17 protein-coding genes and 1 tRNA gene are annotated in these 15,804 nt (G+C 66.0%); 7 read left to right on the top strand and 11 right to left on the bottom strand.

Annotated features, from left to right (window positions below):
• Window positions 1-490: 490 nt before the first annotated feature.
• From VFH65_RS26285 to VFH65_RS26265, 5 genes are read right to left on the bottom strand one after another with little or no spacing between them, the layout of a single operon-like run.
• Entirely contained in the window at window positions 491-1,321 is an 831-nt protein-coding gene (locus VFH65_RS26285) for an ABC transporter permease (RefSeq protein WP_353325624.1), read from the bottom strand.
• Entirely contained in the window at window positions 1,318-2,217 is a 900-nt protein-coding gene (locus tag VFH65_RS26280; RefSeq protein ID WP_353325622.1) for a glycosyltransferase family 2 protein, read from the bottom strand. The genes VFH65_RS26285 and VFH65_RS26280 overlap by 4 nt, the downstream gene beginning before the upstream one ends.
• Window positions 2,210-3,037, bottom strand: a complete 828-nt coding sequence (locus VFH65_RS26275; protein ID WP_353325620.1) for an ABC transporter ATP-binding protein — start codon at window positions 3,035-3,037, stop codon at window positions 2,210-2,212. The genes VFH65_RS26280 and VFH65_RS26275 overlap by 8 nt, the downstream gene beginning before the upstream one ends.
• Before the next feature lie 13 nt (window positions 3,038-3,050).
• Window positions 3,051-3,548: a bacterial proteasome activator family protein gene (locus VFH65_RS26270; protein WP_353325618.1), complete on the bottom strand. Its 498-nt coding sequence runs from the start codon at window positions 3,546-3,548 to the stop codon at window positions 3,051-3,053.
• Between the two features lie 28 nt (window positions 3,549-3,576).
• Entirely contained in the window at window positions 3,577-5,460 is a 1,884-nt protein-coding gene (locus VFH65_RS26265) for a DUF6541 family protein (protein ID WP_414688513.1), read from the bottom strand.
• 146 nt (window positions 5,461-5,606) lie between these two features.
• Here VFH65_RS26265 and VFH65_RS26260 point away from each other — a divergent pair, with 146 nt between their 5' ends.
• Window positions 5,607-6,803, top strand: coding sequence for a cysteine desulfurase-like protein (locus VFH65_RS26260; RefSeq protein ID WP_353325614.1), 1,197 nt, complete (start codon window positions 5,607-5,609; stop codon window positions 6,801-6,803).
• Here VFH65_RS26260 and VFH65_RS26255 read toward each other — a convergent pair.
• Complete coding sequence (locus VFH65_RS26255) at window positions 6,800-7,783, bottom strand: NAD(P)H-quinone oxidoreductase (protein WP_353325613.1); 984 nt, start codon at window positions 7,781-7,783, stop codon at window positions 6,800-6,802. The two genes, VFH65_RS26260 and VFH65_RS26255, sit on opposite strands and share 4 nt — an antisense overlap.
• 78 nt (window positions 7,784-7,861) lie before the next feature.
• Between VFH65_RS26255 and VFH65_RS26250 the strand changes: the two genes are divergently transcribed.
• From VFH65_RS26250 to VFH65_RS26240, 3 genes are all read left to right on the top strand, one after another.
• On the top strand, window positions 7,862-8,374 hold the full coding sequence (locus tag VFH65_RS26250) for a MarR family winged helix-turn-helix transcriptional regulator (RefSeq protein WP_353325611.1): 513 nt from the start codon (window positions 7,862-7,864) through the stop codon (window positions 8,372-8,374).
• Between the two features lie 93 nt (window positions 8,375-8,467).
• Window positions 8,468-8,557, top strand: a tRNA-Ser gene (locus VFH65_RS26245).
• Window positions 8,558-8,618: 61 nt separating this feature from the next.
• Window positions 8,619-9,629 (top strand): VWA domain-containing protein, encoded by a 1,011-nt coding sequence (locus VFH65_RS26240; RefSeq protein ID WP_353325609.1) that lies wholly within the window; start codon window positions 8,619-8,621, stop codon window positions 9,627-9,629.
• Here VFH65_RS26240 and VFH65_RS26235 read toward each other — a convergent pair.
• The gene (locus tag VFH65_RS26235; protein WP_353325607.1) at window positions 9,607-11,019 is read right to left on the bottom strand and encodes a PLP-dependent aminotransferase family protein; all 1,413 of its coding nucleotides are present in this window, start codon (window positions 11,017-11,019) and stop codon (window positions 9,607-9,609) included. The two genes, VFH65_RS26240 and VFH65_RS26235, sit on opposite strands and share 23 nt — an antisense overlap.
• Before the next feature lie 46 nt (window positions 11,020-11,065).
• Here VFH65_RS26235 and VFH65_RS26230 point away from each other — a divergent pair, with 46 nt between their 5' ends.
• Window positions 11,066-11,479 (top strand): hypothetical protein, encoded by a 414-nt coding sequence (locus VFH65_RS26230; protein WP_353325605.1) that lies wholly within the window; start codon window positions 11,066-11,068, stop codon window positions 11,477-11,479.
• A gap of 3 nt (window positions 11,480-11,482) precedes the next feature.
• Window positions 11,483-12,391, top strand: a complete 909-nt coding sequence (locus tag VFH65_RS26225; RefSeq protein WP_353325603.1) for an NAD-dependent epimerase/dehydratase family protein — start codon at window positions 11,483-11,485, stop codon at window positions 12,389-12,391.
• Here the strand turns inward: VFH65_RS26225 and VFH65_RS26220 are convergent.
• The gene (locus tag VFH65_RS26220) at window positions 12,378-13,202 is read right to left on the bottom strand and encodes a crotonase/enoyl-CoA hydratase family protein (RefSeq protein ID WP_353325601.1); all 825 of its coding nucleotides are present in this window, start codon (window positions 13,200-13,202) and stop codon (window positions 12,378-12,380) included. The genes VFH65_RS26225 and VFH65_RS26220 overlap by 14 nt on opposite strands.
• 18 nt (window positions 13,203-13,220) lie before the next feature.
• On the bottom strand, window positions 13,221-13,664 hold the full coding sequence (locus VFH65_RS26215) for a hypothetical protein (protein ID WP_353325599.1): 444 nt from the start codon (window positions 13,662-13,664) through the stop codon (window positions 13,221-13,223).
• Between the two features lie 41 nt (window positions 13,665-13,705).
• On the opposite strand from VFH65_RS26215, the gene VFH65_RS26210 reads away from it, so the two are divergent.
• On the top strand, window positions 13,706-14,287 hold the full coding sequence (locus VFH65_RS26210) for a TIGR03086 family metal-binding protein (RefSeq protein WP_353325597.1): 582 nt from the start codon (window positions 13,706-13,708) through the stop codon (window positions 14,285-14,287).
• Here VFH65_RS26210 and VFH65_RS26205 read toward each other — a convergent pair.
• Together VFH65_RS26205 and hisC are read right to left on the bottom strand one after the other, a co-directional pair.
• Window positions 14,284-14,745 carry a DUF4334 domain-containing protein gene (locus VFH65_RS26205; RefSeq protein WP_353325595.1) on the bottom strand — a complete coding sequence of 154 codons (462 nt, stop codon included), beginning with the start codon at window positions 14,743-14,745 and terminating at the stop codon, window positions 14,284-14,286. The genes VFH65_RS26210 and VFH65_RS26205 overlap by 4 nt on opposite strands.
• Window positions 14,742-15,797 carry a histidinol-phosphate transaminase gene (gene hisC / locus VFH65_RS26200; RefSeq protein WP_353325593.1) on the bottom strand — a complete coding sequence of 352 codons (1,056 nt, stop codon included), beginning with the start codon at window positions 15,795-15,797 and terminating at the stop codon, window positions 14,742-14,744. The genes VFH65_RS26205 and hisC overlap by 4 nt, the downstream gene beginning before the upstream one ends.
• Window positions 15,798-15,804: the final 7 nt, after the last annotated feature.

Genomic DNA, 15,804 nt, shown 5'->3' with positions numbered 1-15,804 from the left:
CGCACTTGGGACACAGCAGCGTGGTTCCGGCGCCTGGCGACGGCGCGGACTTCGGGGGCTCGTATGGCGGGATGCTCATGTCTGCATAACGGCGGGGGACAGCCGTTAGGTTCCGCAGGAGCTAAAAGTGTGGCCGTCCGGTCGACACCCTGCTCCTGTAGATCCTTCAGCGCCCCGTTGTAATCATCGACCGCAAAGCCCATCGCGTCGCCCTGGTTACGTAGCTCTCGCATGAACACATCTAGCAGACGATCGTCCATATGAGAAGTGTCGCGCGAATGATCCTCGCGGGGAACCGTCAGCTTGGACGACATCGAACGCGCCGCCATCGCCGCCGAGGGATGCGACCCCGAGGACCCGCGGTGATCGTCGCGCCCGGCGGGCATGAGCGCGGTGCTACCTCGCTCAGACGTCGGGGACTACACACCGCTGCGGAGAGCTCACGCGGCTGTCGCTCCCCACACCGTCAGTGCCGTGAGATAGCGCGGACCTAAACCCAATACGGCACACGCGCGCGGTACTGCCGCATCGCGAAAGCCGCGAGGATCCAGCCGATCACCGTCAGCGAAAGCACCACCACCCAGTGCCGCAGCTCCTGGTCGGCACCCAGCAGCGGGGCCCGCACGATGTCGAGATAGTGCAGCAGCGGGTTGAGTTCGACGATCTTGGCGTACGACCCCGCACCCTGCTGTTGCAGGGTCGACTCGTTCCAGATGATCGGCGTCATGAAGAACAGCAGCTGCACGAGGCTGAACAACAGCGGGCTGATATCGCGGTAGCGGGTCGCGAGGATGCCGAAACACAGTGAGACCCATACACAATTGAGCACGATCAGCCCCAGCGCCGGGATCACCGCGAGATCAGTCCACTTCCATGGCTTGGGATAGATGATCGCGATCACCACGAAGATGATGATGTTGTGCGCGAAGAGGATCATCTGTCGCCACACCAGCCGGTATACGTGCACCGACAACGGTGTCGGAAGTTGTTTGATCAGGCCCTCATTGGCGACGAACACGTCGGCGCCCTCGAGGATCGCCGCGTTGATCAGGTTCCAGATGATCAGGCCGAGCGTGACGTAGGGCAGATGCTCTTCGAGCGGCAGCTTGAACAGCTTCGAGTACAGCAGGCCCATGGCGACCGCCGTCGCGCCCGTCGCGATCGTGATCCAGAACGGCCCGAGCACCGAGCGTCGGTAGCGCTGCTTGATGTCCTGCCAGCCCAGGTGCAGCCACAGCTCGCGCTTGCCGAACCCGGCGACCATGTCACCCCATGCCCGGCCCATCGTCCTCGACCGCGCGGCGGCATCGGTGAACGTCACGGTGCAGGCCTCCCGAATTTCTCCTTACGACCCATGCGCCGCAACCGAAGCCATTCGATCAGTCCGCGAGGGTCGCGCCGCGACATCAGGAAATACCAGCCGAACCGCATCCACTCCTGGAACACCAGCTTGCGCATGCCCGGCTGCGACTGCAGGTATCCGCGGTTGCGGTAGGTGAAGAACCGCTTTGCCGCATTGTCGGGATACTGCGTATGCATGCGCCCGCCGAGGATCGGCTTGAACTCGTCGCCGCCCTGCGGATGCAGGTACACCGCGTTCAGACACGTGCCGAACGGTAGGCCCGTTCGCACCAGCCGACGGTGCAGCTCGGTTTCGTCGCCGCGCATGAACAACCGCAGATCCGGGACGCCGACCGCCTCAAGCGTCGCCGCCCGAAACAGCGCGCCGTTGAACAACGACGCGATCCCGGGCAGCAAATCCTCAGTGCCCGTGCGCAATTCATTGACACGCCGTCGCCAGACCAGCCCGCGGCGCAACGGAAACGCCAGCCGTGACGGATCATCCATGTCGCACACCATCGGCGACACTTCGGCCAACGAGTGTTTCTCCGCGCACGCCAGCAGTGTCGCCAGCACATCCGGGTCGGCAGGTCGCCCGTCGTCGTCGGCCAACCACACCCAATCGGCTCCCAGCGCCAGCGCATGCAGCATGCCCAGCGCGAAACCGCCTGCGCCACCGAGGTTTCGGCGCGACCCCAGATATGTGGACTGGACTGGTTGGCCATCCACCAGATCCCGAACGCGGGGATCGTTGTCGTTGTCCACGACCACAAGGTGATCGGGCGTGCGAGCCTGGGACGACAGCGCGTCCAGCGATTTCGCGAGTTCGTCGGGACGCCGGTGCGTGACCACGACGGCGTAGACCGTCTCAGTCATCGGCAACCGTTGCAGGCCAGTCGGCTCGGTGCTCCTCGAGGACCTCGCGTACATGGCGGGCCGCGTCGTCTCCCTCGTACGCGCGGACCACATCCTCGATGCCGCCGGTCATCTTGATCGTGCCGTGGTCGATCCACATCGCGGTCTTGCACAGCCGGGCCAAGAATTCGTTGGAGTGGCTGGCGAACACCAGGATCCCCGACCGCTCGACGAGGCTCTGCAGCCGCGTCTGCGCCTTCTTCAGGAAGTCCGCGTCGACGGCTCCGATGCCCTCGTCGAGTAACAGGATCTCCGGGTCGATGCTGGTGACCACGCCCATCGCCAGCCGCACCCGCATGCCGGTGGAGTACGTGCGCAGCGGCATCGACAAGTAATCGCCGAGCTCGGTGAAATCGGCGATCTCGTCGACCTTGGCCAGCATCTGCTTGCGCGTCTGGCCGAGGAACAACCCGCGGATGATGATGTTCTCGAAGCCGGAGATCTCGGGGTCCATCCCGACGCCGAGATCGAAGACCGGCGCCACCCGGCCGGTCACGCTCGCGACGCCGCGGGTGGGCTCGTAGATCCCCGACAGCAGCCGCAGCAGCGTGGACTTGCCTGCGCCGTTATGCCCGACCAGACCCACCCGGTCGCCGAGTTCGAGGGACAGCGTGACGTCCCGCAGCGCCTCGATGACCACGACGTTGGACGCGTTGCGCCCGATCGCGCCGCCGGCCTTGCCGAGAAACGCCTTCTTCAACGAGCGAGCCTTGGCGTCGAAGATGGGAAATTCCACCCACGCGTCGCGCGTCTCGATATGCGGGTGAGAAGGGGGGGTCACAGTTCCTCAAAAATTACAGGTACTGCCCGGTCCCGGGTCCTCCGCGATGGGCGCCGACACCCGGTGGGAGTGCGCCTTGTCCGCGCATCTGCTCGAGCTGCTGGCGGGCAGCCATCTGCTGGGCGAACAGCGCGGTCTGGATGCCGTGGAACAACCCCTCCAGCCAGCCGACCAGCTGGGCCTGTGCGATGCGCAGCTCGGCGTCCGACGGAACGGAGTCGTCGGTGAACGGCAGTGTGAGCCGCTCGAGTTCGTCACGCAGCTCGGGCGCCAGACCCTCTTCGAGCTCAGTGATGCTGGTGCGGTGAATGTCCCGCAGCCGGTTGCGGCTGGCGTCGTCGAGCGGTGCCGCCCGCACCTCTTCAAGCAGCTGCTTGATCATGGTGCCGATCCGCATCACCTTGGCCGGCTGCTCGACGAGATCGGTCAGCGACTTGCCGTCGGCATCCTCCTCGGCACGGGTGTCGCCGCCAATGATTTCGATGTTGTCGTCGTCGGTGTTGGTCGTCATGCCTCTAGAGTGCCCCGCATTCCTTTCCTCACGAGACCCCGCGCCATTCGTAGATGCGGGCCTCGCCGTTGTCGTAGATCTTCTCCCACGACCGTGACGTATCTAGCGACACTAGCCCGTCGGGCATGACGAACCCGCGGACCACCGGCGTGCTGGTCACCACGTACCGGATGTTGAGCGCCTTGACCGCCTCGGCGACCCGCTTATCGGTGTCGGCCTCGTCGGCGTAGGCCCAGAAGATGAACCGGTGATAACCCGGTCCCTGCTGGACGGGGTAGTCGTAGTGGGTCCACAGCGGGTGCAGTCCCGCGACCGCGTACATCCAGGCCGTGCCGTCGGTGTTGGCGTCGCCGATCAGGGTGTCGCGCGCGCCCGGCAGCGTGGCCAGGTGAGCGAAGGCCTCCAGGTCCTTGTCGTTGACGATCACCGAGTCGTACTTCTCGCCGAACAGGAACTGGTGCCGCGGCACGTACGCGACGCCGATGGCCAGACTGACGGCGACGGCCACGACCGCGGCCACGCCGGGCCGTCGCACGACGAGCGCCGCGAGCGTGTAGATGGCGATGCCCGCGGCGACGGTGAGCAGCATCGCCACCACCGCCGACAGCCGGCGCGGATCGCTGTAGAACAGGTCGCTGAACATGCCCACCAGGCGGCCGAGCGGTCCGCCGAACGTCGCCGAGGAATGCACGATCGACACCACAAGCAGCAGCCACACCGCCAGCGGCCACCAGACCCGCCGGATCACTAGGATGACGGCGCCGACGGCGGCCAGCAGGATCAGTGGCCATTGGATCGGGAAGTCGTTGAGGTGACGGGTGTGCTGCACGACCGCGTCGATCAGTCCGCGCTTGCGGCCTTCATGGGTGACGAACGCATGCCCGACGATGATCTCGGCCTGCCGCAGCACGCCGACGAACTGCGGAAGCAGCAGCACCACACTGAAACACGCGATCAGCAGCAAAGTGACGAAGTCGGCGACTCGGCCACGCACCGGACGCAACAGTGCTTCGAAAACCCACCACCCCGCGACCAACAGCACCACCACGACGCCGCCGGTGATGTGCACGGAGAACACCCCGAGCAGCGCCAGCACCGCCAGCGGGATGCGGTCGCGGTGCCGCAGCGCGGACGCGATCAGCACCATGGTCGGCGCCGCCATGCCGTAGGCGGCGAGGTTCGGCATCGACGCGGTGTCGAATTCGACGTACGGAATCGCGGTGAACGACGCCGACAGCGCGGCCGCGGTGGCCGCCGCGCCTGCGGTGCGCCACTGGTCGATTCGGGTGCGCAGCAACTGCCATGTCAAGGTCGCGGCGCTGACGGGAAAGAGCCAGATCGCCGCTGTCACCGAGCTGAGGGTGTACGCGGTGGTCGGTGCGGCGCCGGTGAGTTGACTCAACACCGCCGCCAGGGCGTGGAACGCCGACGGGTAGTACAGGGCCTCGTTGGTTTCGACGTTGCGCAGTTCGCCCATGTGGGTCGGCGACGCCTGGCCGGTGTCGATGATGAAGCGGATGGTGTTGGCGTGCCAGACGGCGTCCCAGTTGCTCGGGATTGATTGCCATTGTGGCAGCCCGCGAACTGCAGCCAACCCGATCAGCGCGGCGCCGAGGACCACCCCGGCGGCGACTACAAGCGCGGGTCCTCGCGATGCGGCGAGCGTCTCGGCGTCGGTGTCCCGGAACCTGCTCAGCACGGTCCGCAAACCGAGAACGGCAGCCGCAACGAGGGCCGTCGCTAACAATGCGGTCCACGCATTCCACGGGAAGCCGAGTGCGCCGAACGGCAGAATGGCCAGTGCGACGATGCCGTAGGTCAGGGCCGGCCCCACTGCGAACGCGGTCGGCCAGGTTAGCCTGCCGACGCGAGCGACGATTGCTCCGGGGATCACTAGCAACATCAGTGCCATTAGCACTCCGAACCCGAAGCTCACTGGACTAGTATGGCTGCCCAGGTGACCCGGTCCGACCACGGCATGGGCGTCGAAAGGCGCCGTCGGGCATCGGACAATCGTGTCGGTTTGTGCAATTCACTGACGCTCTAAGGTGGGCTGGCATGGCATACGACGTCGCCCGGGTGCGCGGTCTGCACCCGTCTTTGGGCGATGGTTGGGTGCACTTCGACGCGCAGAACGGCATGCTGCTGCCCGATTCCGTGGCCAGGGCCGTATCCACTGCCTTCCGGGGATCGATGCCCACCCCGACCGGACCGCATCCTTCGGCGCAGCGCAGCGCCGCCGTGCTGGAAGCCGCCCGCCAGGCCGTGGCCGATCTGGTCGGTGCCGATCCGAGGGGAGTGGTCCTCGGAGCTGATCGCGCGGTCCTGCTGACGTCGCTGGCCGACGCGTCGTCGTCGCGGGTCGGGCTCGGCTACGAGGTGGTGGTGACCCGCCTCGACGACGAGGCAAACATCGCGCCGTGGTTGCGCGCCGCGAATCGCTATGGGGCCAAGGTGAAGTGGGCCGAGGTCGACATCGAGACCGGTGAACTGCCGACCTGGCAGTGGGAGGGCCTGATCACCCGGCCCACGCGGCTGGTCGCAATCACATCGGCGTCATCGACTTTGGGTACGGTCTCGGATTTGCGGGCGGTGACCAAGCTGGTGCACGAGATCGGCGGACTGGTGGTCGTCGACCATTCTGCCGCCGCACCGTATCGGCTGATCGACGTCGACGAGATCGACGCGGACGTCGTCGCGGTGAATGCGACCGCGTGGGGCGGCCCGCCCATCGGCGCGCTGATCTTCCGCGATCCGTCGCTGATCGATTCGTTCAGTTCGGTGTCGCTGAACCCGTACGCCACCGGGCCGGCGCGGCTGGAGATCGGCACACACCAGTTCGGCTTGCTTGCCGGTGTGGTCGCCAGCATCGAATACTTGGCTTCACTTGACGAGTCGGCGAGCGGGTCGCGTCGCGAAAGACTTTCCATCTCAATGCAATCGGCGTCATCGTATATGAGTCGGCTGTTCGACTACCTGCTGATCTCGCTGCGATCGCTGTCGGCGGTGATGGTGATCGGCAGGCCGGAGGCGCGAATCCCGGTGCTGAGTTTCGCGGTCAGCGATGTGCCTGCCGAACGGGTGGTTCAGCGGTTGGCCGACAACGGGATACTGGCAATTTCGAATGCCAGCTCGCGCGTGCTTGATGTCATCGGCGTCAACGACATTGGCGGCGCCGTGACGGTGGGACTGGCGCACTACACGACGACGGCAGAAGTCGATCAACTCGTCCGTGCGCTGGCGTCGCTGGGCTAATCCGACACGCGCAGAAGCACTTTCCCCGATACCTCACCCGAGGACAGCAGTTCGTGCGCGGCACGGGCCTTCTCGATCGGAAACTCAGCACCGATGATCGGCCGCACCCGACCGTCGGCGATCATCGGCCAGACGTTGGCAACCACTTCGGAGACAATCTCGCTCTTGCTTCCTGGACCTTTGACCGGACGGGCGCGAAGCGTCGTTCCGATGACGCCTGCGCGTTTGGCCACGAGCTTGCCAAGGTTCAGCTCGGCCTTGACGCCACCCTGCATGCCGATGACAACCAGCCGGCCGCCTGTGGCGAGCGCGTCGACGTTGCGGTCGAGATATGCCGCCCCCATGATGTCGAGGATCACGTCGGCGCCCGCGCCCCCGGATTCGCTGCGCACCCGCTCGACAAAGTCCTCGTCGCGATAGCCGATGGTGACCTCGGCGCCCAGTTCGGCGCATAAATCCAGCTTGTTCTTCGACCCCGCCGTCACCGCGACCCGGCAGTCGAGAGCGCGCGCCACCTGGATGGCGTGTGTGCCGATGCCACTGGCCCCGCCGTGGATCAGCACAAAGTGGCCTGCCGCCAGCTGTGCGGTCATCACCAGGTTCGACCACACGGTGCACGCCACCTCGGGCAATCCGGCGGCCTCGTGAAGGCCTACCGAGTCGGGTATCGGCATCACCTGCCCGGCGGGGACGGCGACGAACTCCGCATAACCCCCGCCCGCCAGCAAAGCACACGCACGTTGCCCGACGGACCATTGGGTGACGCCGCTGCCGATCGCTGCGATGGTTCCGGACACCTCGAGGCCGAGGGTTTCGCTCGCGCCGGGCGGCGGTGGGTACTTACCGGCCGCCTGGAGTAGATCGGCGCGATTGACCCCCGCGGCGCTGACCTTGATGAGCACCTCGCCGTCGCCAGGGGAGATGTCGGAAACATCCTGCCATTCGAGCTGAAATTCAGATCCGGCCACGATCGCGCGCATCTGATTAACCCTACTATCCTGCAAAAACTGTCTGGTCATTCCCGCCCCAGCAATGCTCGTGAGATTTACCATTGCGAAATGGAGGGGATGATTGCCGGGCGTACCGCTAGCGATATGCCTGGGCTAGACATCGCTGAACAGAGGTCGTGGCAAAACTTCCTCGACTCGGCGTTGCGTATGTATGCGACCTTGAACCGGTCGCTGGTAGACGCACATCACTTGACCCTGAACGATGTGCGGCTGCTCGACATGCTCGACAAGTCCACGACCGGATCGGCGCGCATGGGGGATCTCGCCGAGGGTCTGATGTCGCTGCCGAGCCGGGTCACTCGGCAGATCCGCCGGTTGGAAATGCAGGGCATGGTGCGCCGTGGCGCCAGCCCCGACGACGGCCGCGGCGTACTCGCGATCATCACCGACGACGGCAGGACGGCCGTTCGTGAGGCGATGGTGACGTACGGACGGGGAGTACGGGCTCACTTCCTCGGCAGATTGTCGCGCCCGCAGATCGCTGCGATGGGAGAGAACTGCCGGCGAATCAGCGTCGCACTGAAGACCGGTACACCACCGGCGAAGCTCGGCCGGGTGTAGCACTCGGCTTTTCGCGCAACCGTCCCCCACAAGCGGGTGGGGCCCCAGCTTGCGAGGGGAGTGCCCCCAGATCGCTCCCGTACGCTTGTCGACGGTGGCGTGGCAGAGCGGCCTAATGCACTCGCCTTGAAAGCGAGAGACGGCTAAAACCGTCCGGGGGTTCAAATCCCTCCGCCACCGCCAGTGTCGATCTCGCGTGGGCCAACACGGGCCCCGCGCCGCAACTGGAGATGACAAGGCGCACATGACTTTGCCGTTGCTCGGCCCGATGACGCTTACGGGGTTCGAACACGCCTGGTACTTCCTGTTCCTCTTCGCCGTGTTGGGGCTGGTCGGGCTCTACATCGCCGTGCAAATGGCCAGGCGCAGGCGCATGCTGCGGTTCGCCAACATGGAGCTGCTGGAGAGCGTGTCCCCAGAGAGGCCGAGTCGCTGGCGCCACCTGCCTGCAATCCTGCTGGCGACCTCGCTGGTGCTATTCACGATCGCGATGGCAGGGCCCACCGACGATGTCCGGATTCCGCGCAATCGCGCCGTCGTCATGCTGGTGATCGATGTGTCGAACTCGATGGAGGCCACCGACGTCTCGCCCAGCCGGCTGGCCGCCGCGCAGGACGCCGCCAAGCAATTCGTCGGCCAGCTCACGCCGGGCATCAACCTCGGGTTGATCGCCTATGCGGGCACCGCCAACGTGCTCGTATCGCCGACCACCAACCGCGATGCGTCGATGAACGCGATCGACAAACTGCAACTGGCCGACCGCACCGCGACGGGCGAGGCCATCTTCTCGGCGCTGCAGGCCATCTCCACCGTCGGCGCCGTGATCGGCGGCGGCGACGAACCGCCACCGGCGCACATCGTGCTCATGTCCGACGGCAAGGAAACGGTGCCGAGCAACCCGGACAACCCCAAAGGCGCCTTCACCGCGGCCCGCACCGCCAACGACCAGGGCGTGCCGATCTCGACCGTGGCGTTCGGCACACCGGACGGCACCGTCGACATGGAGGACGGTCAGCCGGTGCCGGTGCCAGTCGACACGGAGGGCCTCAAGAAGATCGCCAACCTCTCCGGCGGGGAGGCCTACACCGCCGAAAGCCTCGAGCAGCTCAAGGATGTCTTCACCAACCTGCAAGAGCAGATCGGCTACGAGACCATCAAGGGTGACGCCAGCGTGGGCTGGCTGAGGCTCGGCGCGCTGGTGCTGGCGCTGGCCGCGTTCGCGGCGCTACTGATCAACCGCCGGCTGCCCCACTAGGCCGCCCGACCTGAGCCAGCAGCTGGACACCCGTCACAATCTGTGACTCCGCGAGGTTGGCGTAGCCGAGCATCAACCCCGGCGGCGCCGTGGCCGGGTCGGCGTAGCAGGGTGCGAGCGGCTCCACCCGAACCCGCTTCTTGGCAGCCAGGCGCACCACGTCCGCAATCGGATAATCGTCGGGGAATCGCACGGTGAGGTGCACGCCCGCCGCCGCACCGAGCACCTTGGCCTGCGGCAGATATCGAGACAGTGCGTGCAGCAAGGCATTTCGGCGGGCCAGGTAGCGGCGGCGCATCTGGCGTAAATGCCGGTCGTAGGCGCCCGCGGTCAGCAGTTGCGCGAACGCGAGTTGGTCCATCACGGAGCTTCCGGTATCTGCAAGGCCCTTGGCCGTCGTCACCGCGGCGACGAGCGGCGGCGGCAGCACCATCCAGCCGATGCGAAGACCCGGCGCCAGTGTCTTACTCGTCGAGCCGACGTAGATCACCCGATCCGGCGCGATGCCCTGCAGCGCACCGACCGGCGCGCGGTCGTAGCGGTACTCGGCGTCGTAGTCGTCCTCGATGACTAGGTTGTCGTCACGCGCCCACTCGACGAGCGCAGTACGGCGGTTCGCCGAAAGCACCACGCCCGTCGGCGATTGGTGGGCCGGGGTGGACAGCACCGCCCCCGCGCCGCTTGCGGCCAACGCGTCGACATCTAGACCGTCATCGTCGATCGGCACGGCCAGTGGTTCGATGCCATTGTGCCGCAGCACCATCCGATGCAACCAGAACCCGGGGTCCTCCATCGCGAGCGATGTCACGCTGGTGCGCAGCACCTGGGCGAGCACGGCGACGGCCTGCGTCGCACCGGAGCACAGCACGATGTTCTGCGGGTCGGCGAGCACTCCGCGGGTGCGCCTAAGGTAGTCCGCCACGGCAACGCGTGCACTCGGAAGTCCTTGTGGTGCAACGTAGCCGAACGCATCCGATTCGACCTCGGCCAATCCCTGCCGCAGCGCGCGAAGCCACGCGTGGCGTGGGAAGCTGCTCAAATCCGGTGAGCCGGGAGAGAAGTCGACGTCGTATCGCCCTGCAGGTTCCGCAGTGGCAGTCTCCGGTGCACTGACCGCATCGACGGTCGCGACCCGGGTTCCCGAACCATGCGTGCTGAGCAGAAATCCCTCCGCGGTCAGCTGGCTGTACGCGTCGACCACAAGCCGGCGGGATACCCCGAGATCTGCCGCCAGCACCCGGGTCGACGGCAGCCGGGTCTGCGGTGTGAGCCGGCCGTTCCGAATCGCGTCGCGCAGCCCGTTGGCGAGCTGGCGGTGCAGTGGTTCCGGCTGGGTGCGGTCCAGCTCGACGAGTAGCTCCGGACCAGAAGTGGTACCCGAAATTGTCATGAAAGTGGTGCCTAACTTGAGGCCATTAACGAACTAGCGTGACGGTATGACAACCACACCTATCCGCACAAGGTCCCGATTCGTCGAGGTGGCCCTGGTCGTGTTCGGGGTGTACTCGGTGTCCATCGGGCTGTTCATGATGCTGGCGCCAGGAGCGTTCTTCGATACCCTCGGCAACTTCGGTGTGCGCAACGACCACTACATCTTCGACAACGCCACGTTCGAGTTGCCGCTCGGCTTGATGATGCTGACCGCGGTGAAGTGGCCGTCGTGGCGAGTGCCCGCGCTGGCGTTCGCGACCCTGCATTGGGGCCTGCACGCGCTCAGCCACCTCATCGATCCGCATCACGGCGCGGGCGATTGGATCGGATGGCTCGAGGCCGCGGGTCTGGTGGTGACAACCGCACTGCTCGCAATCGCGTTGCGCGTCAGCGCCAATGCGGGAAAGGAAGGGAGTTAGGCAATGCGAATCTTGGTGGCCGGCGCGACGAGCGTGCCGGGAATTCCGCTGCTGAGGGAATTGAATGTCCGCGGTCATGACGTCGTCGGGTTGACGAGTCAGCCGGGCAAGACGCCTCAGATCGAGCAGGAGGGCGCCAAGCCGGTGGTGGCGAATGTCTTTGACGCCGCGCAGATCGACAAGGTGGTGGCCGACATCGAGCCGGACGTGGTGGTGAGCCTGCTGACCACGTTGCCGAAATGGGGACCGAAGCGGGCCAAGGATTTTGAGCCCGCGAAGAAGTTGTGGAGCCAAGGCGCCGGCAATCTGGTGGCCGCTGCACAGCGCGCCGGTGTGCGACGCGTGGTCGCGGAATCGGTGCTCTTCGCCTACGGCTACGGCTCGACAGGCCCGGCATTGATGGACGAGACCGACCCATATCCCGGGCCGCCGTTCCCCGGTGGCGAGGAGGTCCTGGGGGCGCTGCGCGGGATGGAGAAGAACGTGCTGTCGTCCGGAGAACACAGTGGCACCGAGGGAATTGTGTTGCGCTACGGCGTCTTCTACGGTCCGGGTGTGCCGCACACCGAGCTGTTCACCCGGATGACGAAGTGGTGGATGATGCCGGCCATCACCGGCAACGGAATCGTGTCGTGGGTACACATCGACGATGTCGCGAAGGCCACGGCCGACGCGGTGGAGAAAGGCCGAGGCGGCCAGATCTACAACATCGTCGACGACCGGCCACAATCGTTCGGCGACTACATTCGCGAGCTGTCGGCGAGCCTGCACCGGCCGCCGCCGCTGCCCATGCCGCAGCGGCTGTTCGCCTTGGTGGCGCCCTATGCGGCGGTCGCGTTCGGCAGCACCTGGCTGCCGTTGTCGAATGCCAAGGCCAAGGCCGAGCTCGGCTGGACGCCTATTCGCCGGTGAAGTTCGGCGGCCGCTTCTCGAACGTCGCGGTGATGCCCTCGGTCAGGTCCTTCGACGGCAGCATCGCAGCGTTCCATGCCGCCACGTAACGCAGGCTCTCCGAGACGCGGGCGATGCGCTGCTGATCCAGGACGTCCTTGACGCCGCTGACCGTCAGCGGGGGGTTGGCGGCGATCTCGGCGGCGGTCTGGTGCGCGGCGGCCAGCGACGCCTCTGCGTCGTCGTAGACATCGTTGACAAGGCCGATCTTCTCGGCGCGCGCGGCGTCGATGTCCTTGCCCGTCAACGCCAATTCGCGCAGGTGGCCGTCGTTCAGGATCAGCGGCAGCCGGGCCAGGCTGCCGACGTCGGCCACCATCGCCAGCTTCACCTCGCGCACGGAGAACTTCGCGTCAGCGCTGGCGTAGCGGATGTCGACGGCGGAGATCAGGTCCACGCCACCGCCGATGCACCAGCCGTGTACCGAGGCGACGGTCGGTGTGCGGCAGTCGGCGACCGCGTTGATCGCGCCCTGCATGCGCAGAATGGTCTGGTGAAAGTCGGCGCGCGGGCGGGCTGACCCGCTGTCGGACATCACCCCGGCGAGCGACCCGCCCATGGCGGGCAGGTCAAGGCCGTAGCTGAAGTTTTTGCCCGATCCGGTGAGCACGATCGCGCGCACCTCGCGGTCGGCGTCGAGCTTGGCGAACACCTCTGGCAGCTCAGCCCAGAACGCGGGTCCCATCGCGTTGCCCTTGCCGGGACCGACCAGCGTCACCCGTGCGACGCGGTCCTCGACGTCGACGGTGACGGATTCATACGCATCGCCCATGGCCTGAAGGCTAGCGACTTACGGCGGCATCCCGCCGAGCACCACCTCGTTCACGACGGCGTCGGGCGTGAACTGGCACATCGCAGTCGCTATGACCAGCGCGATCATCTCGTCCTCTGGGCCCGTCGGATTGGTTTCCCCAGCAAGGATCGCGCGGATCACCGCGAGCTTGGTGGCCTCGTCGAGGTCGTTGTACTCCCCGCACGTCATGGTTGTGGCGTTCGGCGGCGCAGGAACTTCCGGCAGGTCCGTGTTCGGCAAGCCAGGTATCTCGATGTCGGGAAGCGGGATGCCAGGAAATCCGGGCAGCCCAGGTGACGACGTCGTGGTTCGTGGGGTCGATGTCAGCGGCGGACCGGGTTCAGTCGTCATCGCGACGGTGCCTTCGGTGGTGCGCTGGCAGCCGGTGGCGATGCCGGCCAGGATCAGCGCGGCGGCCGTCACCCGCACATACGTCTTCATCTCGTGAACGATATGCGCAACCTCGACGTAGCGTGGGACGCATGCCCGACGACTTGCGCCCTGGGCCGGATTCACCGCCCACTGACGAACTCAAGAGTGCCGAAGCGACGTTCGGCGTGCTGCAGCAAGTGCTGCACGGCATCGCGAAAGACGATGAATCCAAACAGACGCCGTGCAAAGAGTTCGACGTCGCGAAGTTGACCGATCACCTGATGAACTCGATCACCGCGATCGGCGGTGTCGCGGGCGCGGAGTTTCCAGAGCGGGACCGCAGCGATTCCGTGGAGCGGCAAGTCGTGCTCGCGGCTCGCCCCGCTCTGGACGCCTGGCATCGTCGTGGACTGGATGGCACGGTGTCGTTCGGAGGGGGTGAGGCACCCGCCAAAATGATGGCGGGCATCCTGTCGCTCGAATTCCTGGTCCACGCATGGGATTACGCTGCGGCGACCGGTCGCGAAGTGACGGCACCAGACTCGTTGTCCGACTTCGTGCTTGGCCTGGCGCACAACATCATCACGCCGCAGGGCCGCACCACCGCCGGGTTCGACGACCCGGTCGAGGTGGCGGCCGATGCGCGCGCGCTGGAGCGGCTGATCGCTTACACCGGCCGGACGCCGGTCTAGACGCGTTCGAGGTAGAAGTAAAAGTAACGGCCGTTGTCGAGGACCTTCTTGCCGTTCATGATGCCCATGGCGGCATTGTCGTCGATGACCTTGAAGTGGTCGTGGATCGGCTGGCCGTCGTAGACCATCGTCGCGGTCACCTCGCTGCGGAACTCCTCCATCCACAGGCTGGCCTCGCCCTTGCCCATCGCGACATTGGAGAATTTGTTGCCGTCGTCGTCGAGGCACACCAGCGGTTTGACGTCTGCCGCGGAGACAAACGTCTTGCCGAACCACTTCGCTTTGGCAAGCCCACCGTTCATGAAGTGGCCGGTGACGAACTCACCGCCGGCCCATTCGCCGAGCATGAAGCCGATCGTGGCGGGCTTCAGCGTCGCCCAGAAGTCGTCGAGGACAGCGTCGTGGACGTCTTCGGTCCGCTCCCTCAGTTCGGCGAACTTCTTGCGTGCTTCGGTCATTGCTCTCCGATCCAGCGTTGGGCGAACGCGATGAAGGCGTCGTTCTCCTCGGGTGCGGCGACAGTAACCCGCACGCCGTCCTGGCCGTAGGGCCGCACGATGATGCGGCTGTTCGCCGAGGCCTGAGCGTATTCCTGGGCGCGTCCCGGCAGCGGCAGCCAGACGAAGTTCGCCTGTGACGGTGGCACGGTGTAGCCGGCGTCGCGCAGAGCCGCCGTGACCCGCGCGCGTTCGGCGACGACTGCGTCGGTGCGGGCAAGCAACTCGTCGGCGGCGTCAAGCGACGCGATGGCCGCGGCCTGCGAGATGCTCGTCGCGGTGAACGGGACGTACACCTTGCCGAGCGCGGTGATGATGTCCGGGTCGCCGACGGCGTAGCCGATGCGAAGGCCGGCCAGCCCGTAGGCCTTCGAAAATGTGCGCAGCACAACGACATTGCTGTGCTTGCGGACCAGCCCGAAGCTGTCGGGCAGCATGTCGTCGCGGATGTACTCCACGTAGGCCTCGTCGAGCGCGATCAGGATGTGCGGTGGCACGGCCTCGACGAAGCGGACAAGTGCATCGGGGTCGACGACGGTGCTGGTGGGGTTGTTCGGGTTGCACACGAAGATGAGCCGGGTGCGGTCAGTGATCGCAGCGAGCATCGCGTCGAGGTCGAATGTGTAGTCGGTCAGTGGCACCTGGACCGGCGTGGCGCCCGCAGTGCGCACCTGCAATGGGTAGATCTCGAAGCTGCGCCAGCCGTAGAGCACCTCGTCGCCGACGGTCGAGGTGATCTGGATCAGCTGCTGGCACAGGCTGACGGAGCCGCAACCGACGGAGATGTGTTCGGGCGCGAAGTCGACGTGCTTGGCCAAGTGCTCACGGAGTTCTAGGTACCCGTTGTCTGGATACCGGTTGATGTTGTCGATGGCCTTATCGATGGCTTCCCGCACGCTGGGCAGCGGGCCATGGACCGTCTCGTTGCTGGCGATCTTGATTGCGCCGGGCACCGTCTTGCCCGGGGCGTACGCGGGCAGATCGGCCAGTTCGGGGCGCAGACGGGCGGTCACGCGACCA

The organism is Mycobacterium sp., assembly GCF_035697385.1.
In the GTDB taxonomy this organism is placed as follows: domain Bacteria; phylum Actinomycetota; class Actinomycetes; order Mycobacteriales; family Mycobacteriaceae; genus Mycobacterium.
Note: the sequence above shows the minus strand (reverse complement) of the source record. Positions and strands in the feature narration are given on the sequence as shown.